This window comes from Streptomyces sp. TN58, from assembly GCF_001941845.1.
Classification (GTDB): Bacteria; Actinomycetota; Actinomycetes; order Streptomycetales; family Streptomycetaceae; genus Streptomyces.
Genome location: NZ_CP018870.1, coordinates 3,806,205 through 3,828,746 on the forward strand (window position 1 = coordinate 3,806,205; position 22,542 = coordinate 3,828,746).

The window sequence follows — 22,542 nt, forward strand, 5'->3', positions numbered from 1 at the left end:
TTCTTCGTGCCTCGCTCCCACGCCGCGCCGAGACGCGTACGCCGGGTGCTGCCCCTACGGCCCCAGATGGCTGAAGCCGACCTCGAAGTGCTCGACGGTGACGACCTGCTGGCCCTCCCGCCGGGCGGTCTCCTCGCGGATCCGGTGGGCGAGATCCTCGCTGTCACGCATGCTCTGCTCGTCCTCCCACAGGGTCAGCGACTTCGCCTCTCCGGTGGCCCGGTCGACCAGGTAGTAGACGCCCCGGAAACCGGGCACGTCCCGTACCTGCCGGACGATCTCCTCCGAATGCGCGCCCAGGTCTCCCTCCGCGGGAACGGGTGATCCCTGGTAGGTGCTCAGCCTCGCGAACATCAACGGCAGTCCTTCCTGACCTGGCCGCCGTCGGGGGACGGGCAGCTCCACGACCAGCGTGCTCCGGCAGACCGCGCCGCGCATGCCGGAGGGGCGCGACAATGGTGGCGGGTACGCGTCTGCCGGAGCCGTTGCGGAGAGGCGGGACGTCGAGGTGACGTACATAGCTGTGACCGCCCTGAGCCATGTCGGGCTGGTCCGCGACCAGAACGAGGACAGCCTGGCGATCGGGCCGTGGACCCTGTGCGGGACCGTGACCCAGAACCCACAGACGCTGGTCTTCCCCTTCGGCAGACCGCTCGTCGTCGCGGTCGCCGACGGGCTCGGCGGGCAGCCCGCCGGGGAGGTGGCCAGTGAGCTCGTGGTGCGCCAGCTGTCCGCGCTCGGCCCCTCCCTGGACTGCGCGGAAGCCGTGGCCGGCGCCCTGGACCTCTGCAACGAAGCGGTGTACTCGGCCGCCGACGGCCGGCCGGACCTGACCGCCATGGGGACTACGGTCGCGGGCGCGCTCGTCCTGGCCGAGTCGCTGCTGTCCTTCAACGTCGGCGACAGCAAGGTGTTCCACGCGGGGCGCGACGGCCTGCGCCAGGTGAGTGTGGACGACAGCCCGCCCCCGGCGCCCGGGCGCCGCACCACATCCGCCGTCACCCAGGTGCTCGGCGGCAGCCGCGGGCGCAGTGCCGTGACCCCGCACATCGGGACCTTCCCGCTGGTCGAGGGCGACCGGTACCTGGTGTGCAGTGACGGGCTGACCGATCCGGTGCCGGACGACGCGATCGAGGAACTGCTGCGGGTGCACGACGACGGCAGGGCGGCGTTCGAGCTGTGGAAGGCCGCGATCGACGCGGGAGGCCCCGACAACATCACGCTCGCGCTGATCCGCATCGGCGCCTGAGGGGCGCCCGAAAACAACGGCGCATTCATAGGATTTAATGCCCGGATTTCCGGTGGCGCGACGCCGCGATATCAGAACGGAAAGGCATTCCCGGTCCGCCCGTTTCCCCTGTGCTACGGTGACGCCAGTTGCGGTTGTGGTCCCCAAAAAGCTTACAAGTGCCCTCACCTGATTTTCCGGTGGGTGCACTTTTCATTTCCGGTTCTGATTTCCGGTCGGGGCAATCATCTCGTCGACGCCGGGTCCGCACAGTGCGGCCCGGGCACTGCCCCAAAGGAGAACTTGCATGGCATCCGGCACCGTGAAGTGGTTCAACGCGGAAAAGGGTTTCGGCTTCATCGAGCAGGAGGGTGGCGGCGCGGACGTCTTCGCCCACTACTCCAACATCGCCACGTCGGGCTTCCGTGAGCTCCAGGAAGGCCAGAAGGTCACCTTCGACGTCACGCAGGGCCAGAAGGGCCCGCAGGCCGAGAACATCGTTCCCGCCTGACACCGGGACGGCCGCCGGCACCGGCCTGAGACCGGTGCCGGCGCGCGAGCGCACGGGCCCGCAGCCCGCACCCTCCGCGTGCGGACCGCGGGCCCGTTCGCCTTGGGGCTGTCCCGTGGCCGCCGGGAATCGGCCGCCGCGGCGCCGGAAGCACTGCCCCGGGCCGGGCCCGCTTGCTAGAGTCCCTGCCCATGTCGATCCCTGACGACCTGCTCCGCGACCTCGCCGCCATGGTCGAGTCGGAACAGACCAATCAGATGTCCCTGACGGTCGTCGTGAACGGCGCCGTCATCACCGGCCGCCTCGCCCCCGAAAGCGTCTGGCGACAGCGGGTGGCGGAGGTCCTGCGGGACTCCGACCGGCTCGGTCCGTTCGCCGAGGTGTTCAGCTCGCCCGAGAGCACGGCCAGACAGCCCGCCGGCCCGCCCTCCCACCTGCACTTCCACGTGGCGCGCATCCTCCAGGGCCCGGTGGGCATCCCCGAGACCGGCGGGATGTACCGGATCGCCCTCGACGACGTCAGCGCCTGGACCGTCGGGGACTTCAGCTACTCCGACAAGTAACCGCCCTCCCCGCCCGCACGGCCCTGCCCGCCCGGGCTCTCCCGGCACGCCCCGCCCGCCACCGCGGACGGGCCCGCGCGCCCGCGCGGAGCGCCCGGGGAGGGCCCGGGCGGCCCCCGCCCTGTCCACATCCCGGACGACTACTCTCGTTTCATGAACGCAGAAGCCGACGCCCTCGCGACCGTGAAAGACGCTGACCGGAAGCACGTCTTCCACTCCTGGTCGGCACAGGAGCTCATCGACCCGCTCGCCGTGGCCGGCGCCGAGGGCTCGTACTTCTGGGACTACCAGGGCAACCGCTACCTCGACTTCTCCAGCGCCCTGGTCTACACCAACATCGGCTATCAGCACCCCAAGGTCACCGCGGCCATCCAGGAGCAGGCGGCCAGGCTCTGCACCGTCGCGCCCGGCTTCGCCGTCGACGCGCGTTCCGAGGCGGCCCGGCTGATCGCCGAACGCACCCCCGGCGACCTCGACAAGATCTTCTTCACCAACGCCGGCGCCGAGGCCGTGGAGAACGCCGTCCGCATGGCGCGGCTGCACACCGGCCGCCCCAAGGTGCTGTCCGCGTACCGCTCCTACCACGGCGCCACCTCCACCGCGATCAACCTGACCGGCGACGCCCGCCGCTTCGGCAACGACTCCGCGACCGCCGGCGTCGTGCACTTCTGGGGGCCCTTCGCCTATCGCTCGCCCTTCTACGCGACGACCGAGGCCGAGGAGTGCGAGCGGGCCCTGCGCCACCTGGAGGACACCATCGTCTTCGAGGGCCCGCAGTCCATCGCCGCGATCATCCTGGAGACCGTCGGCGGCGCCCCCGGCGTGCTCGTGCACCCCGACGGCTACCTGGCCGGCGTGCGCGCGCTCTGCGACCGCTACGGCATCGTCTTCGTCCTCGACGAGATCATGGTCGGCTTCGGGCGCACCGGTAAGTGGTTCGCCTGCGAGCACTGGGACGTCACCCCCGACCTGATCTGCTTCGCCAAGGGCGTGACCAGCGGCTACGTGCCGCTCGGCGGTGTGGCGATCTCGGCGGCCATCGCCGAGACCTTCGCCCGCCGGCCCTACCCGGGCGGGCTGACGTACTCCGGGCACGTGCTGGCCTGCGCGGCCGCCGTCGCCACGATCAACGTCATGGAGGAGGAGGGCGTCGTCGAGCAGTCCGCGCGGACCGGCGCGGAACTCCTCGGCCCCGGCCTGCGGGCGCTCGCCGAACGCCACCCCTCGGTCGGGGAGGTCCGAGGCCTCGGCACGTTCTGGGCGCTCGAACTCGTCCGCAGCAAGGAGACGCGCGAGCCGCTGGTCCCCTACAACGCCGCCGGGGCGGACAACGCGCCGATGGCGGAGTTCGGGGCCGCCTGCAAGAAGGGCGGGCTCTGGCCGCTCGTCGCGGGCAACCGGATCCACATCGCCCCGCCCTGCAACATCTCGCCCCAGGACGTGGAGAGGGGCCTGCGGATCCTCGACGAGGCCCTCACGGTGGCCGACGCGCACACCGCCTGACCTGCGCGTCTGTGGGGTCGCCCAATCCGCTGGTGCCGGTCTTCGGAGGATCCGTGCGGTGGTCATCGCGCCGTACGCATGCTGCAATCCGTGCAGGCCACAAAACGCCAAATCAGGCCAAGCACCTACGGACCGGGATGCACGTCAGTCCCGGGGCGGCCCCCTCGGGGCCGAACGGCGGGGAGCGGGAAGACCGCTGGACGCCGGGCGTACGGGATCCAGAAGTACGGACTCCGTGTTCCCGAGTACCCGAAGGAAGACAGCATGAGCAAGCACGTCCTGGCACAGAACCAGTACGGCAAGGCCGAGAACCGCATCGTGAAGGTCACCCGCAAGGGAAACGACGGCTCCTGGCACGAGATCCGCGACCTCAATGTCTCCGTCGCGCTCCGCGGTGAGTTCCGCGACGTCCACCTCACCGGCGACAACGCCAACTGCCTGCCGACCGACACCACCAAGAACACGGTGTACGCCTTCGGCAAGGAGCACGGCATCGAGTCCCCGGAGGCCTTCGGCATCCTGCTCGCCAAGCACTTCGTCTCCTCACAGGCGCCGATCCGCGAGGCCCAGATCCGCATCGAGGAATTCGCCTGGGAGCGCATTCCGGTCCCGACGCGCAAGGAGCAGCACTCCTTCGTCCTCAAGGGCCAGGAGGTGCGCACCGCGCAGGTCACCTACAGCGAGACCACGGGCCTGCAGGTCATCTCGGGCCTGAAGGACCTCACGGTGATGAACTCGACGAACTCCGAGTTCCACGGGTACGTCAAGGACCGGTACACCACGCTCAAGGAGGCGTACGACCGCATTCTGGCGACCAAGGTCACCGCGCGGTGGGCCCACTCGGCGCTGGCCGCGGACGACCCCGGGTACGACTGGGACCAGGCGTACAAGAAGGTCCGCAAGAACATGCTGGAGGCCTTCGCGGAGACGTACTCGTACTCGCTCCAGCAGACCCTGAACCAGATGGCCGAGCGCGTGCTCGACAACTGCCCCAAGGTCAACGAGGTACGGCTCAACCTGCCGAACAAGCACCACTTCCTCGTCGACCTGGAGCCCTTCGGCCTGAAGAACGACAACGAGGTCTACTTCGCGGCGGACCGCATGTACGGCCTGATCGAGGGCACCGTCCACCGCGACGGCGTACAGCCCGTGATCGCGACGTCCGACTGGATCGTGGCGTAGGCCGCCTCCGGCGGCCCGCGCCGGCCAGGGGCGGGGCCCGGACCGCGTCGCGGGGTCCGGGCCCGGCCCCTTGGCGGCCGCGCCACTACGTCCCGGGCAGCTCCTCCTGCGGGCGGCCCACGAGGAGGTTCCAGCGCCCGGCCCGCCCGGTCAGCGTGGTCACCGAGTCCGGCCGTACGTCGAGCCGCCAGAAGGCCGCCGCCGGGAGCTCCAGGGCGTGCACCACGGCCGCCCGTACGACGGCCTGCTCGACCTCGGCCCGGTGCGTACCCGGGGGCAGGGCGGCCAGTTCCGCCCCGACACGGGCGACCAGCGCGTCCACGGACTCGCCGCCCGGCGGGGCGTAGCCGGGGTCGGTCAGCCAGGCGTGCAGGGCCTCGGGAGTCTCGGCCGCCACCTCGTCCAGGGTGAGCCCGGCCCACTCCCCCGTGTCCAGGCCCCGCAGACCCGCGTATGCGGGGCACGGCCGCGCGTGGCCGAAGCGGCCCTGGCGGGCGGCGGTGTCCAGTGGGGGGCGCACGAGGTGGACGCGCACCGACCGACTCTTCATACCGGGAGCCTAAGGGTTGTCCCGTGATCCCCGGCGGCCGCTGCACGAGTGCCGCCACCTGCTCGGATTCCCCTGCCGCCGCACCGTCTTCCGCCCGGTGCGTCCGGCCGCGGCGACCACGCCCGACCATGCGGAGGACTACTTTCGGCCTGGCCTCCGGTTTTCTAGCCGACCGGGCCCTTGTGCCCGTCCGCCCCGCCCAAGGAGGCTTTGCTGCCGACCAGTTGATGATGAAAGGGCCGATAGTCCATGGCGACGGCGATCAGGGAATGGCGGGGCTGGACGGGTGCCGCACCCTTCTGGCTGAATTCCTTCCTGCTGCTCCTGGCTCCCTGCTGCGCCGTCACGCTGTTCGGCCAGATCGGCATCATCGCCGCCCTGGCCGCACTGGGCGGCCTGGCCCGCCACCTCTGGTACGGCGACTACGGCCATCCGGCCGTGCATCTGGCCGCCGTGGCGATGGGCGCGGGCACGGCGGCCGTCGTCATGTGAGCCCGTGGGGCCGGGGCCGCCCGGCCCTTCTTGGTGCTGCCCGGGCCTTTCCCGGTGCCGCCGGGCCTTTCCCGGTGCCGCCGGGCCCTCACCCGTTCGGGCGTATCCGCGCCGAACCCGGCGGCCGCGGCCGCGGACCGGCGCAAGCTGCGAACACTGCCCGATCGTGCGGCGACACGCCCGTGACTCCATGTCAGTCTCCCGTGTTTCACGGTGTGCCGATGGGCAGAGGAAGTGTCCACTGCTCACATGACCCCGGCCGCACGAGCCGGACAGGAGGGAATCCCATGCCCCGCGCCCAGTGGGTCGTCGCGTCCCTGACGGTGGCTCTGCTGACCAGCACCGTCGTGGTGTTGCAGCGGACCGAGGGTGCCGCGCCGCCGCCCGGGGCCGCGACCACCGACGACGCGCTGCCCTCCCGGGCGCTGGGGCTGTCCGGCCACCGCCGCCTGGTACGTGAGCTGGAGCGGTCCGGCGGGAACGACCCCGTCGAGGTGACGCGGCCGCGCAGGATCGCCGCGGGGCCGTTGAGGACGGTCTCGGGACCGCTGCGGGCCGCCCGGCCGCTGAGGCTGCGCATCCCGAGCCTGGGCGTCGACGTGCCGTTCGGCGGCGAGGACGAGGAGGCCGCCTGGGACTCCGGAGGTCCGGCCCCCGGTGCGGCCGGCACCGCCGTGGTCACCGGAAGCGGGCTGCGGCTGGGGGAGTTGCGGCGGGGCCGGACCATCGAGATCCCGCGCGCGGACCGCCGTACGGCCGTGTTCACCGTCGTGGGGGTCTCACCCGGCGCGGCGCCACGGCAGGAGGAGCCCTCCGGGCGGGCCCAACTGCGGGTGATCGGCGGGGAGGCCGCGGTACTGGCCCGGCTGACGGGGCACCGCAGCAGCGGTTGACACCTGGCGCTCTGTCAGCCGTGGGGGGTGTCTTCGTCCCCCGGTCGGCGGCTTCTGAGGGTCCGTCCGGGAGCCTTCCGGCGTGGCGGGGCAGACCCCTCGCATGAACTGGAGGCGACGCGCACGCGCGGCACTGACGAGGGCGCTCACGGCGACCTGCGTCGTGCTGCTGTGCGTGTTCGGTGCCGGACCGACCGGCGCGGCCGCCGCGGAGCACCGCCCGGCCTGCCCGGCCCCTGCGCCCCCCTCGGGCCCCGCGGAGCCCATGGCTCCCGCCGAGCCCGGCGAGCCCGTGGAGGGCTCCACCGATCCGGCCGCCGACGCCGAGGCGCGCGCGGCCGTACGGGGGCCGGCGCGCGGGCTCGCCGGCGTACAGCGGACCCCGTACGCGGTGTTTCACGTGAAACAGGGCGGCGCCCCGGCGTGCGGGCCCCGCGCGGGAGCGGCGGCCGAACCGGCCCTGTGCCTGCGGACGGTGCGGAGTGTGGTCCTGCGCTGCTGAGCGGACCGAGGGCGAAAAGCGCCCTGGTCCCCAGCGCACCCCCACACCCCCCTGAGCACCGTGAGGTTCCGCCATGCCCATCGACCCGTACGCCGCACTGAACGCCATGCTGCGCGCCGAGGTGTCCCGCTTCGCGCCGCCCGTACGCCAGGCCGAGCCGATCGCCCCGCCGAAGACCCCGGCCCCGGCAGCCGAGGACGAGGCTGATCCGCAGCAGACCCCGGCCGCGTAGGACCGTCGGCAGACATGGAGCGGCGCCGGCTCCTCCGACCCGGTCTCGGGAGGGGGAGTCGGCGCCGCTGTGCGCCCGGCCGTGCGGGCCTGCTCAGTCCTCGTGCGTGTAGTAGCGGTAGAAGGCGACGATGCCGACGCCCGCGGCGACCGCCAGCCCGATCACGGCGGAGGTGAGGACCGACTCGTCGGTGAGGCTGTGCAGGTAGCCCACCGCGATGCCGCCGAAGGCTCCGTAGGCGGCGGCGTGGACCTCGCGCATCATCCGGGGGCCGATCCTGGCCAGCGCGAACATGATCGCGGCGAAGATCACGCCGCACAGGATGCCGTAGAAGACGTTGGCGACGGTGACGGGGCCTTCCTGGCGCTCGATGAAGGCGCACCAGACGCCGTAGACGAGTCCGAGGAGCAGTGGCCTGACGTAGGCGCCCTTGCTCAGGTGGGTCATGTCCGCCATCTGCCGGTGCTGCCGGTGGGCAGCGGGTGCCGCATGTGCCATGACGGGCTCCTCTCTCCCATCATCCAGGGCACACCCGCCGCCACCGACCGGCAAGTGGATCAGCGGTCAGGGGGTGCGCACCGCCACGGCGTCGATCTCGAAGAGCATCCCGGGCAGGGCGAGTGAGGCCACGCCGATGAGGGTCTGCGCGGGAAGCTCGGTGCCCCAGGTGGCGTGCAGGTGCCTCACCAGCACCTCCAGCTTCCGCTGGTCGTGGCCGACGACGTAGGTGCCGATCCGGACCACGTCGGCGGGGCCGAGGCCGACGGCGGCGAGGGCGGTGCGGAGGTTGGCGAAGGCCTGCTCCACCTGGTCGGCGAAGTCGTCGGAGACGACGTGGCCGCTCTCGTCGGAGCCGTACTGGCCGGCTATGAAGACCTGTTCGCCGGGGGCGGAGACGAGGTGGCTGTAGCCGTAGTCGGTCGGGGTGTGGAGTCCTGCGGGGTTGGTGATGCTGCGCGTCATGCCGAGCTCCCTGCTTCCGTTTCCGTTGTCGTGCCGTGGCGTGCCCTGGCGTGCGGTGCCCTGGCGTGCGGTGCCCTGCGTGTCCCTGCCCGCCCGGGCCCCTCCCGTCGCGTGCGCTATTGCGCGGCGAGCCAGGCGCGGAGCCGCTGTGGGGCCTCGGGCGCCTGCCGTTCGGCCTGCTCCCGGATCTCGTCGAGGTTCTGGGCGGCGAGCGCCTTGCGCCAGGCCAGTTCGGCCCGGCTCATGGCGTGCGCGATGGCGCATTCGGCAGCGTCCGAGCCCGCGGCCGCCGGGTGGCCCGCGCCCGGTCCCTGCTTGCGGATCTCCGCGCAGCGGAAGGCCTCCTCGGGTCCCTCGACGGCGGCGACCACGTCCATGAGCGAGACGGCGGCGAGCGGGCGCGCCAGCCGGAAGCCGCCGCGCGGGCCGGGACTGGAGGTGAGGATGCCCGCCCGGGCCAGGGCCTGGAGCTGCTTGTTCAGGTAGGCCGCGGGCAGGTCGTGCCACGCGGCGAGCCGCGCCGCCGACACCGCCCGGTCCGGTCCGCTCCAGGCCAGGTTGACGCAGCTGTGAAGCGCCCACTCGACGCCCTCGCCCATCCTCATAATCTGGATACTAGATATCCAGAATAAGAAGGGCAAGGGTCCCACTCCGACGCCGAGCCCACCACCCGCCCGCAGCAACACCGCTCGCGCCCCGGGACCTCCCCGCTTTCCCTGGTGACGTGCGCACCATCCTGTCGGCGGTCCTCATCCTGCTCGTGGCACTCCTCATGCCCGCGAGCGCCGTCGCGCACTGGGCCGACCGCGATCTGGGCGAGGCCGACCGCTACACCGCCGCCATGGCACCCCTCGCCGAGAACACGGCGGTGCGGGAGGTCGTCGTCACCCACACCGCCCGCGCCCTCACCGGGCAGATCGACGCGGGCCCGTTCCAGGCGGGAGTGGACGCCCTGCTCGGCGAGGCACTGCACTCCTTCGCCGACACCCCCGCCTACCGGACGGCCTGGGACGCGGCCAACCGGGCCGCCCACGCCGCCTTCCTCGACGCCCTCACCACCGGCCACGGCAACGCCGTCACCATCGACCTCGCACCCGTCGTCGCCAAGATCAAGAGCGAACTCCTCGCCGACCAGGTGCCCTTCGCGGACCGCATCCCCGTGACCCGGCTGTCCGTGGAGGTCATGGAGTACGACAACCTCGGCGCACTCCGGAAAGGGTTCCGCATGCTCCAGATCGCCGGCGTCTGGCTCCCCGTGCTGACACTGCTCCTGGCCGTGTCGGCCGTCGCGGTCGCCGTCCGCAGGCGGCGCGCCGTGATCGCCACCGGCCTGGGCCTGGCGGTCGGGGCCGTCCTGCTCTGGCTCACGGTGGAGGTGTGCCGCCGCCTCACCCTCGACGACCTGCCCGCCGACATCGACCGCGCCGCCGCCGGCGCGGTGTACGACGCCCTCACCGCGTTCCTGCGCACCACCGCAGGGGTCGTGCTCCTGCTCGGGCTCGCGGCGGCTCTCGCGGCATGGGTGACGGGACGACTACGCCGAACCCCATAAGCTCGGAAGGTACAACACGCGCAGAACGACGCAGAAGAACCCAGAAGAACCGATTCGCGAGCGGCGGCACGGAAGCGGGATGAGCACCGAACGCACCGAACACATATCGTCGCGGCGCCCCCGGCACCACTCGCTGGCTCCGCCCGCCTGGCTGCTCGAAGGGCTGAAGCCGACCACCGCTCCCGTCCCCTGGGCCGCCGCGGCACGGGCGGCGGTCGCCCTGTCCGTGCCGCTCGTCGTCGGCTTCGCCGTGAACGAGCCCGAGTACGGCGCGCTCGCCTCCATGGGAGCCCTGTCCGGGGTCATCGGCGACACCGCCGACGCCTACCGGATGCGCGTCCTCAACATCGCCGTACCGCAGTTCTTCGGCGCCGTCGGCGTGTCCCTGGGAACCCTCGTCTACGGCCACGGCTGGGTGGCCGTCGGCGTACTCACCCTGATCGCCCTGGTCTCCGGGATGATCTCCTCCATCGGCACGGTCGCCTCCGTGTCCGGACTGCTGCTCCTGCTCAACGCCGTGGTCGGCGCCGGGCTCCCGCTCCCGCAGCCCTGGTGGACGGCCCCGCTGCTGATGGCCGCGGGCGGGCTCCTCGTCCTCGCCCTGACGCTGCTGGGCTGGCCCCTACGGGGACGGCAGCCCGAACGGGCCGCGGTCGCCGCCGCCTACCAGGCTCTGGCCGACACCCTGGAAGCCGCCGGCGGCCCGAGCGACCTCTACGACGAACGGCGCCGCCGGGTCACCCGGGAACTCGACCAGGCCTACGACCTGATCCTGGGCCGCCGGGCCCGTGTGCACGGCCGCAGCCGGTCGCTCGTCCGCATGCTCGCCCAGCTCAACGTGGTGATCCCGCTGGTGGAGGCCGCGCCCGCCGCCCACCTGCGCGGCCGGCCGCTGCCCCCCGAGATCCCCGCCGCCGTACGCGAGCTCGCGGCGGTCGTCGAGGAGGGCCGCACCGAGGCGCCCGTACTGGACCTGCCGCCCGCCCGCACCCCCGCCGAACGCGCCCTCGACGCGGCGCTGCGGCACGCCGCGACCGTCGTGCACCTCTCCGAGCCGGACCCGCACAACGTGGACGACCGCCTCGGCCGCCCCGCCGCGCTGCGCGTGCGCGCCCGCCGCGCGGTGCGCGACATGATGATGTCCGAGACCTCCTGGCGCTACGGGCTGCGGCTCGCGCTGTGCGTGGGCCTGGCCCAGTCCCTCGTGTCGGTGGTCGAGATCGAACGGTCCTACTGGGTCGCCCTGACCGTCACCTTCGTCCTCAAACCGGACTTCGGCTCGGTGTTCTCCCGTGCCCTGCTGCGCGCGCTCGGCACCGCGATCGGGCTGGTCACCGCCGCGGCCGTGCTCGCCGAGGTACCGCGCGGCTGGTGGGACGTGCCGGTGATGATGGTGCTCGGCGCGCTGATCCCGGTCTTCTCCGCCAAGGGGTACGCCTTCCAGACCGCCGCGATCACCCCGGTGATCCTGCTGCTCTCGGACCTGCTCAACCACCAGGGCTTCGACCTGATCCGCCCGCGTCTGCTGGACAGCCTCATCGGCTGCGCCATCACCCTGATCGCCGGATACCTGCTGTGGCCCGAGAGCTGGCACACCCGGATCGGGGACCGGCTCGCCGACACCGTGGACGACGCCGCCCGCTACGTGGAACGGGCCTTCGCGCCGACCTCCGACGACGCGGCCCGGGCGGCGGCGCGGACCGGCCGCCTCCAGGCCCGGCGGCGCCTCTACCGCGACCTGTCGGGCGTACGCAGCGAGTTCCAGCGGGCGCTGACCGAGCCGCCGCCGACCGGGACCCGGGCCGCCGCCTGGTGGCCGCTGGTCGTCGCCGTCGAACGGATCGTGGACGCGGTCACCGCCGCCCGGGTCCGCGTCAACCACGGCGCCCCGCCCCCGGCCGCCGAGGAGGTGGCGGGGATCGCCCGGCAGCTGCGGCAACTCGCCGACCGCGTACGCAGCAGCACCATCCCGGTGCGGGGCCAGGACGAACCGGCCGGCGAGGAGTCGGGCGTCCTGGCACCGGTCCACCAGGAACTCGCGGCGGCGCGCGCCATCACCCAGCCGGAGCGCTGACCGGGCCGGGCCGGGCCGGACGGGGGAGCATCGGAGCATGTACCGCGCCCCGGCCCTGCTGGTCCTCGTCCTGGCCCTGGCGGGGTGCGCCGACGTGGAAGGGCTCCACAACGAGGGCGACCTGGGCACGGTGCACGCCCCGCAGAGCCTGTGGAAGGACATCCGCCCCGACCCGCCCGACGAGGCCCAGAAGCCGGGCACGGCCGCCGTGGTCCCCGGACTGCCCAAGGTGCCCGACGGGCGGCTGCGCGGCGTGGACGCGGTCGGCGTCGTACGCGCCGACGTCACCTCCGCCGCGAAGCAGGACGGCGGTACGGGCCGGCTCGTCGACCCCCGGGCCGTCCGGCGGCTCGCGCTGTGCACACAGGCTGTGGACAAGGGCCCCGACTGCCCGGTGCGCCCTGCGGTCTTCCACGACCTGACGGGCAACGGCCGGGAGGAGCTGATCACCGCCCTGGACCTGGACGGCCGGCTCAGCGAACTGCGCGTCTACACCGTCCAGGACGACGGGCGGATCGCCCGGATCCTGTCCCGCCGGGCGGTCCTGGAAGGCGTGGAGGTGGCCGCGGAACATCTGGCCGTCCGCGAGCCCACCTCGAACCCCGCCTACTTCGCCGTCTCCGACTACGTGTGGGACCCGAAGGCCGGGATCATGAACCTCGACCAGCTCACGCTCGACGACTGCGGGTCCCTGACCGGCGTCCCCCTCGGCCCGGACGCCCGGCGATGCACGCGCTGAGCAGCCTGCGCTGGAAGATCGCGCTGACCACCACGGCGGTGTGCTGCATGGTGGCCGCCGCACTCGGGATCCTGGTGCACAACGTGGTCGCCCGGCAGATCGTCGGCGAGGTCCGCAAGGACGCCGACACGGCCCTGGAGCACGCCCTCAGCCACTACGAGTACGGCACCACGCACGGCGACGTGAACATCGTCCTCGGCCCGGCCCAGCTGCCCCGCCCACTGCGCGACCTGGTCGCCCGCGGGGACACCGGCAGCATGGTCGGCTCGCTCGACGGCAAGCCCGTGATGTGGGCCGCGGCCCCGGCCGACCGGCAGGCCCTCGCCGTCTGGATCCCGTTCGAGGGCACCCGCACCCGGCTGCGGCACATCGACACCGCGATCCTCGCGTCCGCCGCGCTGGCCGCCGGGGTGGTGGCGCTCGCCGGCCTCTTCCTCGCCGACCGGATCAGCCGGCGCCTCGCGACCACCGCCGCCGTGGCCCGCCGGATCAGCGCCGGGGACCTGGACGCCCGGGTGGACTTCCCCTCCCGCGCGGCCGACCGGCGGCACGACCGCGGGCACGGCCGCCGCTCCCGGGACCGGGACGAGGTGCGGGACGTGGCGCAGGCACTGGACCTGATGGCCGGCTCGCTCCAGGAACGGCTGGAGGCCGAGAAGCGCTTCACGGCGGACGTGGCCCACGAGCTGCGCACCCCGCTCACCGGCTCGCTGGCCGCGGCGGCGCTGCTGCCGGAGGGCCGCCCCAAGGAGATGATCAACGACCGGCTGAAGGCCCTGCACCTGCTGACCGAGGACCTGTTGGAGATCTCCCGGCTGGAATCGGGCGTGGAGCGGGCCGACCTCGCCCTGGTGGAACTGGGCCGGGCGGTGGAACGGGCCGCCGCCGGAGCCGCGCCCGGCGTCTCGGTACGGGTGGTCCGCGACGCGGCGGTGCTCACCGACCGGCGGCGACTCGACCGGATCCTGACGAACCTGCTGGTCAACGCCCACCGGCATGGCAGGCCGCCGGTCGAGGTGACCGTGGAGGGGCCGGTGGTGACGGTGCGCGACCACGGGCCCGGCTATCCGCCCGAACTGATCGAGCAGGGCCCCAAGCGGTTCCGCACCGGAGACCCCGGGCGCGGGCGCGGCCACGGACTGGGGCTGACGATCGTGGCGGGACAGGCAGCGGTCCTGGAGATCACGCTGGCCTTCGCCAACGCCCCGGGCGGGGGTGCGGTCACGACGCTCAGGCTTCCTGTCGGACGCCTCCCGGAGGAAGGCTGACGCGCCGGGCAGGCGTTTCACACGCGTTGTGATGGTGTTTCACGTGAAACATCTGCCCGGCGCAGGGGATCAGACGCCGATGTTCTTGCCGTCCTCGCGCCAGACCGAGACGACTGCCGGGCGGACGATCTTGCCGGGCCCGTCGGGCCACACCGACTGCGGCTTCTCCACGGACGCGCCGTCGATCTCACCCGGGTGCTGGACCGCCACCAGGACGCGCTTGTCCTGAATGATCGGGCCGCAGGTCTCGGCGCCACGCGGCACGGTCAGGAACTGCTTCAGCTCACCGCGGCGCTCACCGCTGGTCGCGACGCCGAACAGGCCGTCGTGGGAGCCGAGCTGGTTGCCGTCGGTGGAGATCCACAGGTTGCCGTGCGGGTCGAAGGCCACGTTGTCCGGGCAGGAGATCGGGCTGACCTTGTCCTTCGGGAAGCCCGCGAAGTAGGTGGCCGGGTCGTTCGGGTCGCCGGCGACCAGGAAGAGCCGCCAGGCGAAGCCGTCGCCGGCCGGATCGTCGAAGTTCTCGGCGAGCTCCAGGACCTGTCCGTGCTTGTTCAGGTTGCGCGGGTTGGCCTCGGTTGCCCCCTCCGCCTTGCCGGGCTTGCCGCGGTCCGTGTTGTTGGTCAGCGCGACGTAGACGCGACCGGTGCGCGGGGAGGGCTCGACGTCCTCGGGGCGGTCCATCTTGGTGGCGCCCACCTTGTCGGCGGCCTGCCGCGTGAAGACGTACACCTCCTCGGCGGTCATGCCCTCGACGTGCGAGACGTTGCCGGTGGCCAGCTTGATCCAGACGCCTGAGCCGTCGAACTCGCCGTCGGAGGGGAGCTTGCCGGTGCCGTCGAGCTCGGAGGCCGGGGAGTCGCCGGTGAGCTTGGCGACGTAGAGGGTGCCCTCGTCGAGCAGCGTGAGGTTGTGCTCCTTCGCAGCACGGGAATTGCCCTTTTTCATCCGCTTCGACGAGACGAACTTGTAGAAGTAGTCGAAGCGCTCGTCGTCGCCCATGTAGACGACCGGACGTCCGTCCTCGGTCAGGCGGGGCTGCGCTGCCTCGTGCTTGAAGCGGCCCAGCGCGGTGCGCTTGCGCGGGACGGAGTTCGGGTCGTACGGGTCCAGCTCGACGACCCAGCCGAAGCGGTGCGACTCGTGGGGCTCCTGGGCCACGTCGAAGCGCTTGTCAAAGCGCTCCCACTTGCGCTCGGTGGCGCCGGCGGTCACGCCGTAGCGCTTCAGGCGGGCGGCGGCGGTGGGGTCGGTGACCTGGCCGGCGTTGCCGAAGTACTGGTTGAAGTTCTCCTCGCCGTGGAGGGTGGTGCCCCACGGGGTGGTACCGCCCGCGCAGTTGTTGAGGGTGCCGAGCACCTTGGTGCCGGTGGGGTCGGCGGAGGTCTTCAGCAAGGCTCCGCCCGCGGCCGGACCGGCCATCCGGAACTCGCTGGTGGCCGTCAGGCGGCGGTTGAGGTGGTGGCGGGAGACCGCGGTCAGCTTGCCGCTGCGGTGGTCCTCCTGGACGACGACCACAGACAGGCCGTGCGCGGCCCAGGCGATCTCGACCTGCTCGCGGGTCGGGTTGGCCGGGTCGTACGCCTTGAACATGAGGACTTCGTCGGTGTACTCGTGGTTGGCCACGAGCAACTGCCGACGCTCGTAGTCTCCGCCGAGCGGGAGGAGGCTCAGGAAGTCGTTGTTGTAGCCGAACTGGCCGGCCTGCGCGGCGGCGGTCTGCTTGTCGGCGTTGAAGCCGGGAGCGCCCTTGATGATCGGGTCGCCCCAGCGGATGACCACGTTCTGCGCGTGGCCCTCGGGGATGGTGACCTTGTCGTCGGTGTTGGGCGCGACGGCCTTGAAGCGCAGGCCCCGGGCGGCCTCGCCGCCCTTGCCGCCCTGTCCGGCACCGGAGGCGTCGGCGGCGGGGGCCGCGTTGGCGGCCTGCCCCGGACCGCTGAGCGCGACGGCGGATCCGGCGGCGGTGGCGACCGTCACGACGGCGGCGGAGCGCAGCATCGAGCGGCGGGAGTAGGCGCGGGCCATGACATCGCCCGCGTACTCGTTGTCACTTGTGTTCGGCACCTCGTGGAAGCAGGCGTCGCCACAGCGGTAGCGACAGGTGAGAGCGGAACGGCCGCTCCCATGCGGGTTGCCGATGAACGGCAGGAGCTTGCGCACGAGTGTCCTCCGAGTAGCTGCGTGGCCGCCGACAACGTGTCGGAACAATCCAGCCGCGACGCTAGGTCCGGGTTGCGCCGTTGCGGCGGCGCTCGGATGAACGCCGGGTGAACCCGGCACGTCGGGGCGGCAGTTCGGGAAAGGCGTGATCATCTCTGGGAGCCGGGCGCCACGAAGGGCGCCCCTGCCGAAGATCCAGCCGGGCGGCCGATAACCTTACGTGTCCACTCTGGGCAGGGATCAACCGCGCAGCACGGACAAATGACGCACGCACTCATGCGAAAGGCCTGGCCCATGGGTATTCGGAGCTTGTTGCGCAAGGTGTTCGGACGGTCTGCGGAACCGGTTCCGGAAACTTCGGACGCCACCTCGGCGGGTGTCCCCAACCAGGCGGAACGCCACCCCCTGGATGCCGCCGCCGAACTCGTGGCGGCGTCCTTCGACAACCCGACGGTTCCTCCGCAGACCACGCGGGACCGCGAGGCGGGCACGGTCCTGACGGCCCCCGCCCCGGCCGCCGACCCCACGGTCCCGGAAGCCCGCCGCCCCTCGCCTGCGGCGAAGCCCGACCCGGCGCTCCCCGCCCCCGCGGAGCCCGACGCCACCGAGCCGCAGGCTCAGGACGAGCCCCCCGCCCCCGCGGAGCAGGCCGACACCGCCGCCGCGGCGGAGGCGCAGCCCGCCGAGGCCACCCCGGAGGCGAACGCCGCCGAGCCGCAGGCGCAGGACGACGCCCCGGCCCCCGCCGACGCGGAGGTCACCGCCGCCGCACCGCAGACGGACGCCACCGAGCCGCAGGCTGCCGCTCCCGCGAAGCCCGAGGCCACCGAGCCGCAGGCTCAGGACGACGCCCCGGCCCCCGCCGACGCGGAGGTGACCGCCGACGCACCACAGGCGGAAGCCACCGAGCCGGAGGCTCAGGACGAGACCCCCGCCCCCGCGGAGCAGGCCGACACCGCCGACGCGGCGGAGGCGCAGCCCGCCGAGGCCACCCTGGAGGCGGAAGCCACCGAGCCGCAGGCTCAGGACGACGCCCCCGCTCCTGCGGAGCAGGCCGAAGCCGCCGCCGCGCAGGCGGAAGCCGGGGCGGAGCCCACCGCTCCCGCGGAGCCCGAGTCCGCCGAGCCGCAGGCTCAGGACGAAACCCCCGCCGCCACCACCGACCCGGAGGCCACCGCCGACGCGCCGCAGGCAGAGGTCACCGCCGACGCGCCGCAGGCAGAGGCAGAGGCGGCGGAAGGGCCCGCCCACACGGCCGCCGCCGTACGGCGGCGGGCGCCTGAGGTCGCCGCCGCGTACAAGGCCGCCGGGCAGGTGCTGCGGAGCAAGGGGAAGGCCGGCGCCCGCGCCAAGGTCTACCTGGTCCTGGACCGCTCCGGGTCGATGCGCGGGTTCTACAAGGACGGCAGCGCCCAGTACCTCGCCGACCACGCCCTCGCCCTCGCCGCGCACCTCGACGAGGCGGCGACCGTGCACACCGTGTTCTTCTCCACGGAGGTGGACGGCACCGCCGACCTGACCCTCGACAGCCACTACGGCTCCTGGGTCGAGGGCCGCCACGCCGAGCTCGGCCGGATGGGCCGCACCAGCTACCACGTGGCCGTCGAGGCCGTCCTCGCCCGCTACCGCGAGGACGGCGGCGAGGGCCCGGCCCTGGTCGTCTTCCAGACGGACGGCGCCCCCGACAACCGCCAGCCCGCCCGCCAGGCGCTGACGGACGCCGCCACCGCCGCCCCCGGCGTCCACTGGCAGTTCGTCGCCTTCGGAGACCACGACTCCAAGGCCTTCGACTTCCTGCGCAAGCTGGACGCCGAGAACGCCGGCTTCTTCCACGCCGGGCCCGCCCCCGCCGAACTGACCTCCGCGGCCCTCCTCAAGGGCGTCCTGGAGAACTTCTGAACGAAGCAACGACAAACAGGAGGGGCCCGGGGTCGTAGACCCCGGGCCCCTTCCGTACGGCTGCCGCCTAGCGCGCGGCGTCCGGGTGCACGGACTCGGTGACCGGCTTGGTGTCGGCCGACTTCGTCTCGACCGGCTTGCGCAGCGCGATGTTCAGCTCGCGCAGGCGGGCCTCCTCCAGCACCGTCGGCGCGCCCATCATCAGGTCCTGCGCGTTGCCGTTGAGCGGGAAGGCGATGGTCTCGCGGATGTTCGGCTCGTCGGCCAGCAGCATCACGATGCGGTCCACGCCCGGGGCGATGCCGCCGTGCGGCGGGGCGCCGAGGCGGAACGCGCGCAGCATGCCCGCGAACTCCCGCTCGACGGTCTCGGCCTCGTAACCGGCGATCTCGAAGGCCTTCAGCATGACCTCGGGCTCGTGGTTGCGGATGGCGCCGGAGGACAGCTCGATGCCGTTGCAGACGATGTCGTACTGCCAGGCCAGGATGTCCAGCGGGTCCTTCTCCTCCAGGTCCCTCATGCCGCCCTGTGGCATGGAGAACGGGTTGTGGGAGAAGTCGATCCGGCCGGTCTCCTCGTCCTTCTCGTACATCGGGAAGTCGACGATCCAGCAGAAGCGGAAGACGTTCTCCTCGAAGTGGCCGGCGCGCTTGGCGGCCTCGACCCGGACCGGGCCCATGATCTTGGAGACCTCGTCGAACTCGCCCGCGCCGAAGAACACGGCGTGGCCGGGGACCAGGCCCAGGCGCTCGGTGAGGACCTTGACGTTCTCCTCGGTGAGGAACTTCGCGATCGGGCCGGTCAGGGTGCCGTCCTCGCCGACGCGCACCCAGGCCAGGCCCTTCGCGCCCAGCGAGACGGCGTAGTCGCCGAGGCCGTCGAAGAACTTGCGCGGCTGGGCGGCGGTGTCGGGGACGGCCAGGGCGCGCACGTGCTTGCCGGCGAACGCCTTGAACTCCGAGGCCTCGAACACGTCGGTGATGTCGACGAGCTCCAGCTTGGCGCGCAGGTCGGGCTTGTCGTTGCCGTACTTCAGCATCGACTCGCGGAACGGGATCCGCGGGAACGGCGAGGTGACCTCGCGGCCGTTGCCGAACTCGGTGAAGAGCTCGGTCATCAGCTTCTCGATCGGCTGGAAGACGTCCTCCTGCTCGACGAAGGACATCTCCACGTCGAGCTGGTAGAACTCGCCCGGCGAGCGGTCGGCGCGGGCGTCCTCGTCGCGGAAGCAGGGCGCGATCTGGAAGTACCGGTCGAAGCCGGAGATCATCAGCAGCTGCTTGAACTGCTGGGGGGCCTGCGGCAGGGCGTAGAACTTGCCCGGGTTCAGGCGGGACGGCACGACGAAGTCACGGGCGCCCTCGGGGGAGGTCGCGGTGAGGATCGGGGTCGCCATCTCGTTGAAGCCGAGCGCGACCATCTTCGAGCGGATCGAGGCGATGACGGCCGACCGCAGCATGATGTTGCGGTGCATGCGCTCGCGGCGCAGGTCGAGGAAGCGGTACTCCAGGCGGCGCTCCTCGTTCACACCGTCGTCGGTGTTGATCGTGAAGGGCAGCGGGGCGGCGGCGCCGAGCACCTCGACCTCGGAGACCTCGATCTCGATCTCGCCGGTCGGCAGGTCGGGGTTGACGTTGTCCGCGCCGCGGGAGACGACCTTGCCGTCGATGCGGACGACGGTCTCCTTGGAGACGCTGCTGAGGGCCTCGTTGGCGGCGGTGCCGGGGCGGGCGACCAGCTGCGTGATGCCGTAGTGGTCGCGCAGATCGATGAAGAGGATGCCGCCCAGGTCTCGACGGTTGTGCAGCCAGCCGCTCAGTCGGACGTCGGCGGCGACGTCAGAGGCGCGGAGCTCGCCGCAGGTGTGGGACCTGTACCGATGCATCAGTCATCCAGTTCTACGCGATACCAGGGTGGATTCAACCGTCCCAAGGTTACCGTCCGGGACGGTGGCGGGTCGGGCACTGCCGTCCGCCTGCGCAAATGCGGCCGACTTCGCGCGAACAGGCACGTACCGGATGCGACCTGTAAAGATGACCGGGTGCGTACCGAGGATGTCCTGGCCGCCGTCGCGACGGGTCTGTGGAAGTGGGACAACGCCTCCGGCACGGTCTCGCTCGACGCGGAGGCCGCCCGGCTCCTCGGGCTGCCCGCCGAACCGGTGGTCCTGCCGGAGGTCGCCGTACGCTCCCGCTTCCACCCCGTGGACTGGAACGAGATCAACGGAATCGTGAACCTGGCCGTCGCCGAGGGCACCCTCGCCGAGGCCCGGCTGCGGATCATGGACGTGGACGGCCGGGTCATGCGGACGGTACGCAGCCGCTCCAGGCCGCTGGAGCGCTGGACGGCCGACGGGAACCTGGACTACGAGCTGATCGGCACCATCCAGGAGATCGCCGAACCCCAGCCGGGCACCACCGCCGCCCACACGCCCATCACGGGCGACTGGCGGCGCTCCCGCGAGGCGTTCCTGCTGGACGCGGGCCGGGCGCTGGCGGAGGCCCGGTCCACGGCGGAGGTGCTGCGGGTCGCGGCCTCGCTGTCCATGCCCGGCTTCAGCCCCGACGGGCTCGCCGTCTTCGGCGTGGCCGGGGACCGGCTGTCCGTCATCGGCCACCACGGGCACGACGCCGGGGACGAGGGGCCCTTCACGGACATGCCGCTGGAGACGGACTACCCGGCCGCCGAGGTCGTGCGTACCGGCCGGGCGATCTACCTGTCCTCCCCCGAGGACTACAAACGGCGCTTCCCGGCCACCTGGCCGCTCGCCCAGCGCTTCGACCGGGTGTCCTGGGCCTTCCTGCCGCTGATCGTGGCCGGACGGACCATGGGCGCCTGGATGGCCGCCTTCAGGCAGCCGGCGTCCTTCTCGCCCGACGAGCGGTCCGTCCTGACGACCGTGGCCCGGATGCTGGCCCAGGCCCTCCAGCGGGCCGGGGTGGCCGAATCCGAGCGGGAACTCACCACGGGCCTGCAACGGTCGATGATGCCGCAGCTCGGCCCGGAGATCCCCGGCATGCGGATCGCCGCCCGCTACGTCCCCACGGGCGGCGGGCTCCAGGTCGGCGGCGACTGGTACGACATGATCCCGCTGCCGTCGGGCCGGTTCGCGCTGGTCATCGGCGACGTGCAGGGCCACGACGTCCGGGCGGCCGGCCTGATGGGCCAGCTGCGGATCGCCGTACGGGCGTACGCGTCCGAGGGGCACCGGCCGGACGCGGTGCTCTCGCGCGCCTCCCGCTTCCTCGCCGGGCTGTGCACCTCCCAGGAGACCGCCGCGGAGGAGGACCCTGACGCGCGCAGTGCCCGCTTCGCGACCTGCCTGTACGTGGAGTGCGATCCGCGGACCGGAACGCTGGAGGTGGCCCGCGCCGGCCATCCCGACCCCGCGGTGCGGATGACCGACGGCACGGTGCTGATGCGGCCCACCGCCGGCGGGCTCCCCCTCGGGATCGTCCCCGACACCGACTATCCGACGACCCGGTTCACGCTGGAGCCCGGCGAGACGATGATGCTCTGCACCGACGGGCTCATCGAGACCGGCGGGCACGACCTGGACACCGGCTGGGCCCGGCTGCGCGCCGTCCTGGAGGCCGACCCGCACGAGGCGGGGGCCCATGAGCCGGGGCACCTGGAAACACTGGCGGACCTGCTGGTCCAGGCCGTGCACGGGCCGTCCTCGCACCACACGACCGGCCCGCTGGCCGACCGGCGTGAGGACGACATAGCCGTCGTGCTGCTGTGCCGCGAGGGCGCGGGCTGCGGCTGCGGCGCCCCGCCGGCGCACCCGGTCCGCCCGACCCGCCGCACGATGCTGACCGTGGCGCAGGCGGAACCCGAACGCATCGCGGGGGCCCGCCGGCAGGTCCGGGAGCTGCTGCACGACTGGGCCGACGAGGAGCAGGTCGACTCGGCGGTGCTGATGGTCTCCGAGATGGTCACCAACGTCCTCATGCACACGGACGGGGACGCCCTGCTGGTCGCGGAGGCGGTCGGCGACCTGGGCGGGCGCCGGCTGCGCGTGGAGGTCGCGGACTCCAGCGACGAGCTCCCGCACAAGCGGCACCCGGGCGAGATGGCCTCCAGCGGGCGCGGGGTGCTGCTGACGGAGATGCTGGCCGACGCGTGGGGCGTGGACCCGCGCGGTGAGGGCAAGTCGATCTGGTTCGAGCTGTACGAGCAGTCCAAGCGGCCCGACGCGTGAAGGCGGCACGGGCCCCGGCCCTCA

General features: G+C 72.5%; 22 protein-coding genes. 15 read left to right on the plus strand and 7 right to left on the minus strand.

The genetic code is table 11. The features are described 5' to 3' along the window. Nucleotides 1–54: 54 nt before the first annotated feature. Nucleotides 55–354, minus strand: a complete 300-nt coding sequence (locus BSL84_RS17230; protein ID WP_030030414.1) for an antibiotic biosynthesis monooxygenase — start codon at nucleotides 352–354, stop codon at nucleotides 55–57. A 154-nt stretch (nucleotides 355–508) separates the two neighbouring features. On the opposite strand from BSL84_RS17230, the gene BSL84_RS17235 reads away from it, so the two are divergent. The 5 genes from BSL84_RS17235 (at nucleotide 509) to pucL (ending at nucleotide 4,987) form a co-directional block, all read left to right on the plus strand. Beyond that, nucleotides 509–1,249: a PP2C family protein-serine/threonine phosphatase gene (locus BSL84_RS17235; RefSeq protein ID WP_075970683.1), complete on the plus strand. Its 741-nt coding sequence runs from the start codon at nucleotides 509–511 to the stop codon at nucleotides 1,247–1,249. Between the two features lie 286 nt (nucleotides 1,250–1,535). After that, nucleotides 1,536–1,739, plus strand: coding sequence for a cold-shock protein (locus tag BSL84_RS17240; RefSeq protein ID WP_030030412.1), 204 nt, complete (start codon nucleotides 1,536–1,538; stop codon nucleotides 1,737–1,739). 191 nt (nucleotides 1,740–1,930) lie between these two features. Next, entirely contained in the window at nucleotides 1,931–2,302 is a 372-nt protein-coding gene (locus tag BSL84_RS17245; RefSeq protein ID WP_045321654.1) for a hypothetical protein, read from the plus strand. A 153-nt stretch (nucleotides 2,303–2,455) separates the two neighbouring features. Then, on the plus strand, nucleotides 2,456–3,805 hold the full coding sequence (locus BSL84_RS17250) for an aspartate aminotransferase family protein (protein ID WP_075970684.1): 1,350 nt from the start codon (nucleotides 2,456–2,458) through the stop codon (nucleotides 3,803–3,805). A 264-nt stretch (nucleotides 3,806–4,069) separates the two neighbouring features. Then, nucleotides 4,070–4,987, plus strand: coding sequence for a factor-independent urate hydroxylase (gene pucL / locus BSL84_RS17255; RefSeq protein ID WP_030030484.1), 918 nt, complete (start codon nucleotides 4,070–4,072; stop codon nucleotides 4,985–4,987). A gap of 85 nt (nucleotides 4,988–5,072) precedes the next feature. Here the strand turns inward: pucL and BSL84_RS17260 are convergent, their stop codons facing one another. Further along, a complete protein-coding gene (locus BSL84_RS17260) occupies nucleotides 5,073–5,537 on the minus strand; it encodes a histidine phosphatase family protein (protein WP_075970685.1) in 465 nt (154 codons plus the stop codon). Nucleotides 5,538–5,786: 249 nt separating this feature from the next. Between BSL84_RS17260 and BSL84_RS17265 the strand changes: the two genes are divergently transcribed. The 4 genes from BSL84_RS17265 (at nucleotide 5,787) to BSL84_RS36545 (ending at nucleotide 7,656) form a co-directional block, all read left to right on the plus strand. Next, nucleotides 5,787–6,029: a hypothetical protein gene (locus BSL84_RS17265; protein ID WP_030030486.1), complete on the plus strand. Its 243-nt coding sequence runs from the start codon at nucleotides 5,787–5,789 to the stop codon at nucleotides 6,027–6,029. A gap of 287 nt (nucleotides 6,030–6,316) precedes the next feature. Then, entirely contained in the window at nucleotides 6,317–6,922 is a 606-nt protein-coding gene (locus tag BSL84_RS17270; protein ID WP_075970686.1) for a class F sortase, read from the plus strand. Between the two features lie 103 nt (nucleotides 6,923–7,025). After that, nucleotides 7,026–7,424 carry a hypothetical protein gene (locus BSL84_RS17275; protein ID WP_158879894.1) on the plus strand — a complete coding sequence of 133 codons (399 nt, stop codon included), beginning with the start codon at nucleotides 7,026–7,028 and terminating at the stop codon, nucleotides 7,422–7,424. A 73-nt stretch (nucleotides 7,425–7,497) separates the two neighbouring features. Then, nucleotides 7,498–7,656 carry a hypothetical protein gene (locus tag BSL84_RS36545; protein ID WP_199816131.1) on the plus strand — a complete coding sequence of 53 codons (159 nt, stop codon included), beginning with the start codon at nucleotides 7,498–7,500 and terminating at the stop codon, nucleotides 7,654–7,656. Between the two features lie 93 nt (nucleotides 7,657–7,749). Here the strand turns inward: BSL84_RS36545 and BSL84_RS17280 are convergent, their stop codons facing one another. From BSL84_RS17280 to BSL84_RS17290, 3 genes are all read right to left on the minus strand, one after another. After that, on the minus strand, nucleotides 7,750–8,154 hold the full coding sequence (locus BSL84_RS17280) for a hypothetical protein (protein ID WP_030030972.1): 405 nt from the start codon (nucleotides 8,152–8,154) through the stop codon (nucleotides 7,750–7,752). A gap of 66 nt (nucleotides 8,155–8,220) precedes the next feature. Continuing rightward, entirely contained in the window at nucleotides 8,221–8,619 is a 399-nt protein-coding gene (locus BSL84_RS17285; RefSeq protein WP_075970687.1) for a RidA family protein, read from the minus strand. Nucleotides 8,620–8,735: 116 nt separating this feature from the next. Continuing rightward, entirely contained in the window at nucleotides 8,736–9,218 is a 483-nt protein-coding gene (locus BSL84_RS17290; RefSeq protein WP_030030974.1) for an RrF2 family transcriptional regulator, read from the minus strand. Between the two features lie 125 nt (nucleotides 9,219–9,343). Between BSL84_RS17290 and BSL84_RS17295 the strand changes: the two genes are divergently transcribed. The 4 genes from BSL84_RS17295 (at nucleotide 9,344) to BSL84_RS17310 (ending at nucleotide 14,252) form a co-directional block, all read left to right on the plus strand. Continuing rightward, on the plus strand, nucleotides 9,344–10,171 hold the full coding sequence (locus tag BSL84_RS17295; protein WP_045321659.1) for a hypothetical protein: 828 nt from the start codon (nucleotides 9,344–9,346) through the stop codon (nucleotides 10,169–10,171). 79 nt (nucleotides 10,172–10,250) lie between these two features. Then, the gene (locus BSL84_RS17300; RefSeq protein ID WP_078848909.1) at nucleotides 10,251–12,245 is read left to right on the plus strand and encodes an FUSC family protein; all 1,995 of its coding nucleotides are present in this window, start codon (nucleotides 10,251–10,253) and stop codon (nucleotides 12,243–12,245) included. A gap of 37 nt (nucleotides 12,246–12,282) precedes the next feature. After that, on the plus strand, nucleotides 12,283–12,984 hold the full coding sequence (locus BSL84_RS17305) for a hypothetical protein (RefSeq protein ID WP_030032430.1): 702 nt from the start codon (nucleotides 12,283–12,285) through the stop codon (nucleotides 12,982–12,984). After that, a complete protein-coding gene (locus BSL84_RS17310; RefSeq protein WP_075970688.1) occupies nucleotides 12,972–14,252 on the plus strand; it encodes a sensor histidine kinase in 1,281 nt (426 codons plus the stop codon). The genes BSL84_RS17305 and BSL84_RS17310 overlap by 13 nt, the downstream gene beginning before the upstream one ends. Before the next feature lie 69 nt (nucleotides 14,253–14,321). On the opposite strand, the gene BSL84_RS17315 is transcribed toward BSL84_RS17310, so the two are convergent. Next, entirely contained in the window at nucleotides 14,322–16,415 is a 2,094-nt protein-coding gene (locus BSL84_RS17315; protein ID WP_075970689.1) for a PhoX family protein, read from the minus strand. A 294-nt stretch (nucleotides 16,416–16,709) separates the two neighbouring features. Between BSL84_RS17315 and BSL84_RS17320 the strand changes: the two genes are divergently transcribed. After that, on the plus strand, nucleotides 16,710–18,314 hold the full coding sequence (locus BSL84_RS17320; RefSeq protein ID WP_079273224.1) for a VWA domain-containing protein: 1,605 nt from the start codon (nucleotides 16,710–16,712) through the stop codon (nucleotides 18,312–18,314). 67 nt (nucleotides 18,315–18,381) lie between these two features. On the opposite strand, the gene aspS is transcribed toward BSL84_RS17320, so the two are convergent. Further along, complete coding sequence (gene aspS, locus BSL84_RS17325; RefSeq protein ID WP_030030645.1) at nucleotides 18,382–20,199, minus strand: aspartate--tRNA ligase; 1,818 nt, start codon at nucleotides 20,197–20,199, stop codon at nucleotides 18,382–18,384. A gap of 156 nt (nucleotides 20,200–20,355) precedes the next feature. Between aspS and BSL84_RS17330 the strand changes: the two genes are divergently transcribed. Further along, complete coding sequence (locus BSL84_RS17330) at nucleotides 20,356–22,518, plus strand: SpoIIE family protein phosphatase (RefSeq protein WP_075970690.1); 2,163 nt, start codon at nucleotides 20,356–20,358, stop codon at nucleotides 22,516–22,518. Nucleotides 22,519–22,542: the final 24 nt, after the last annotated feature.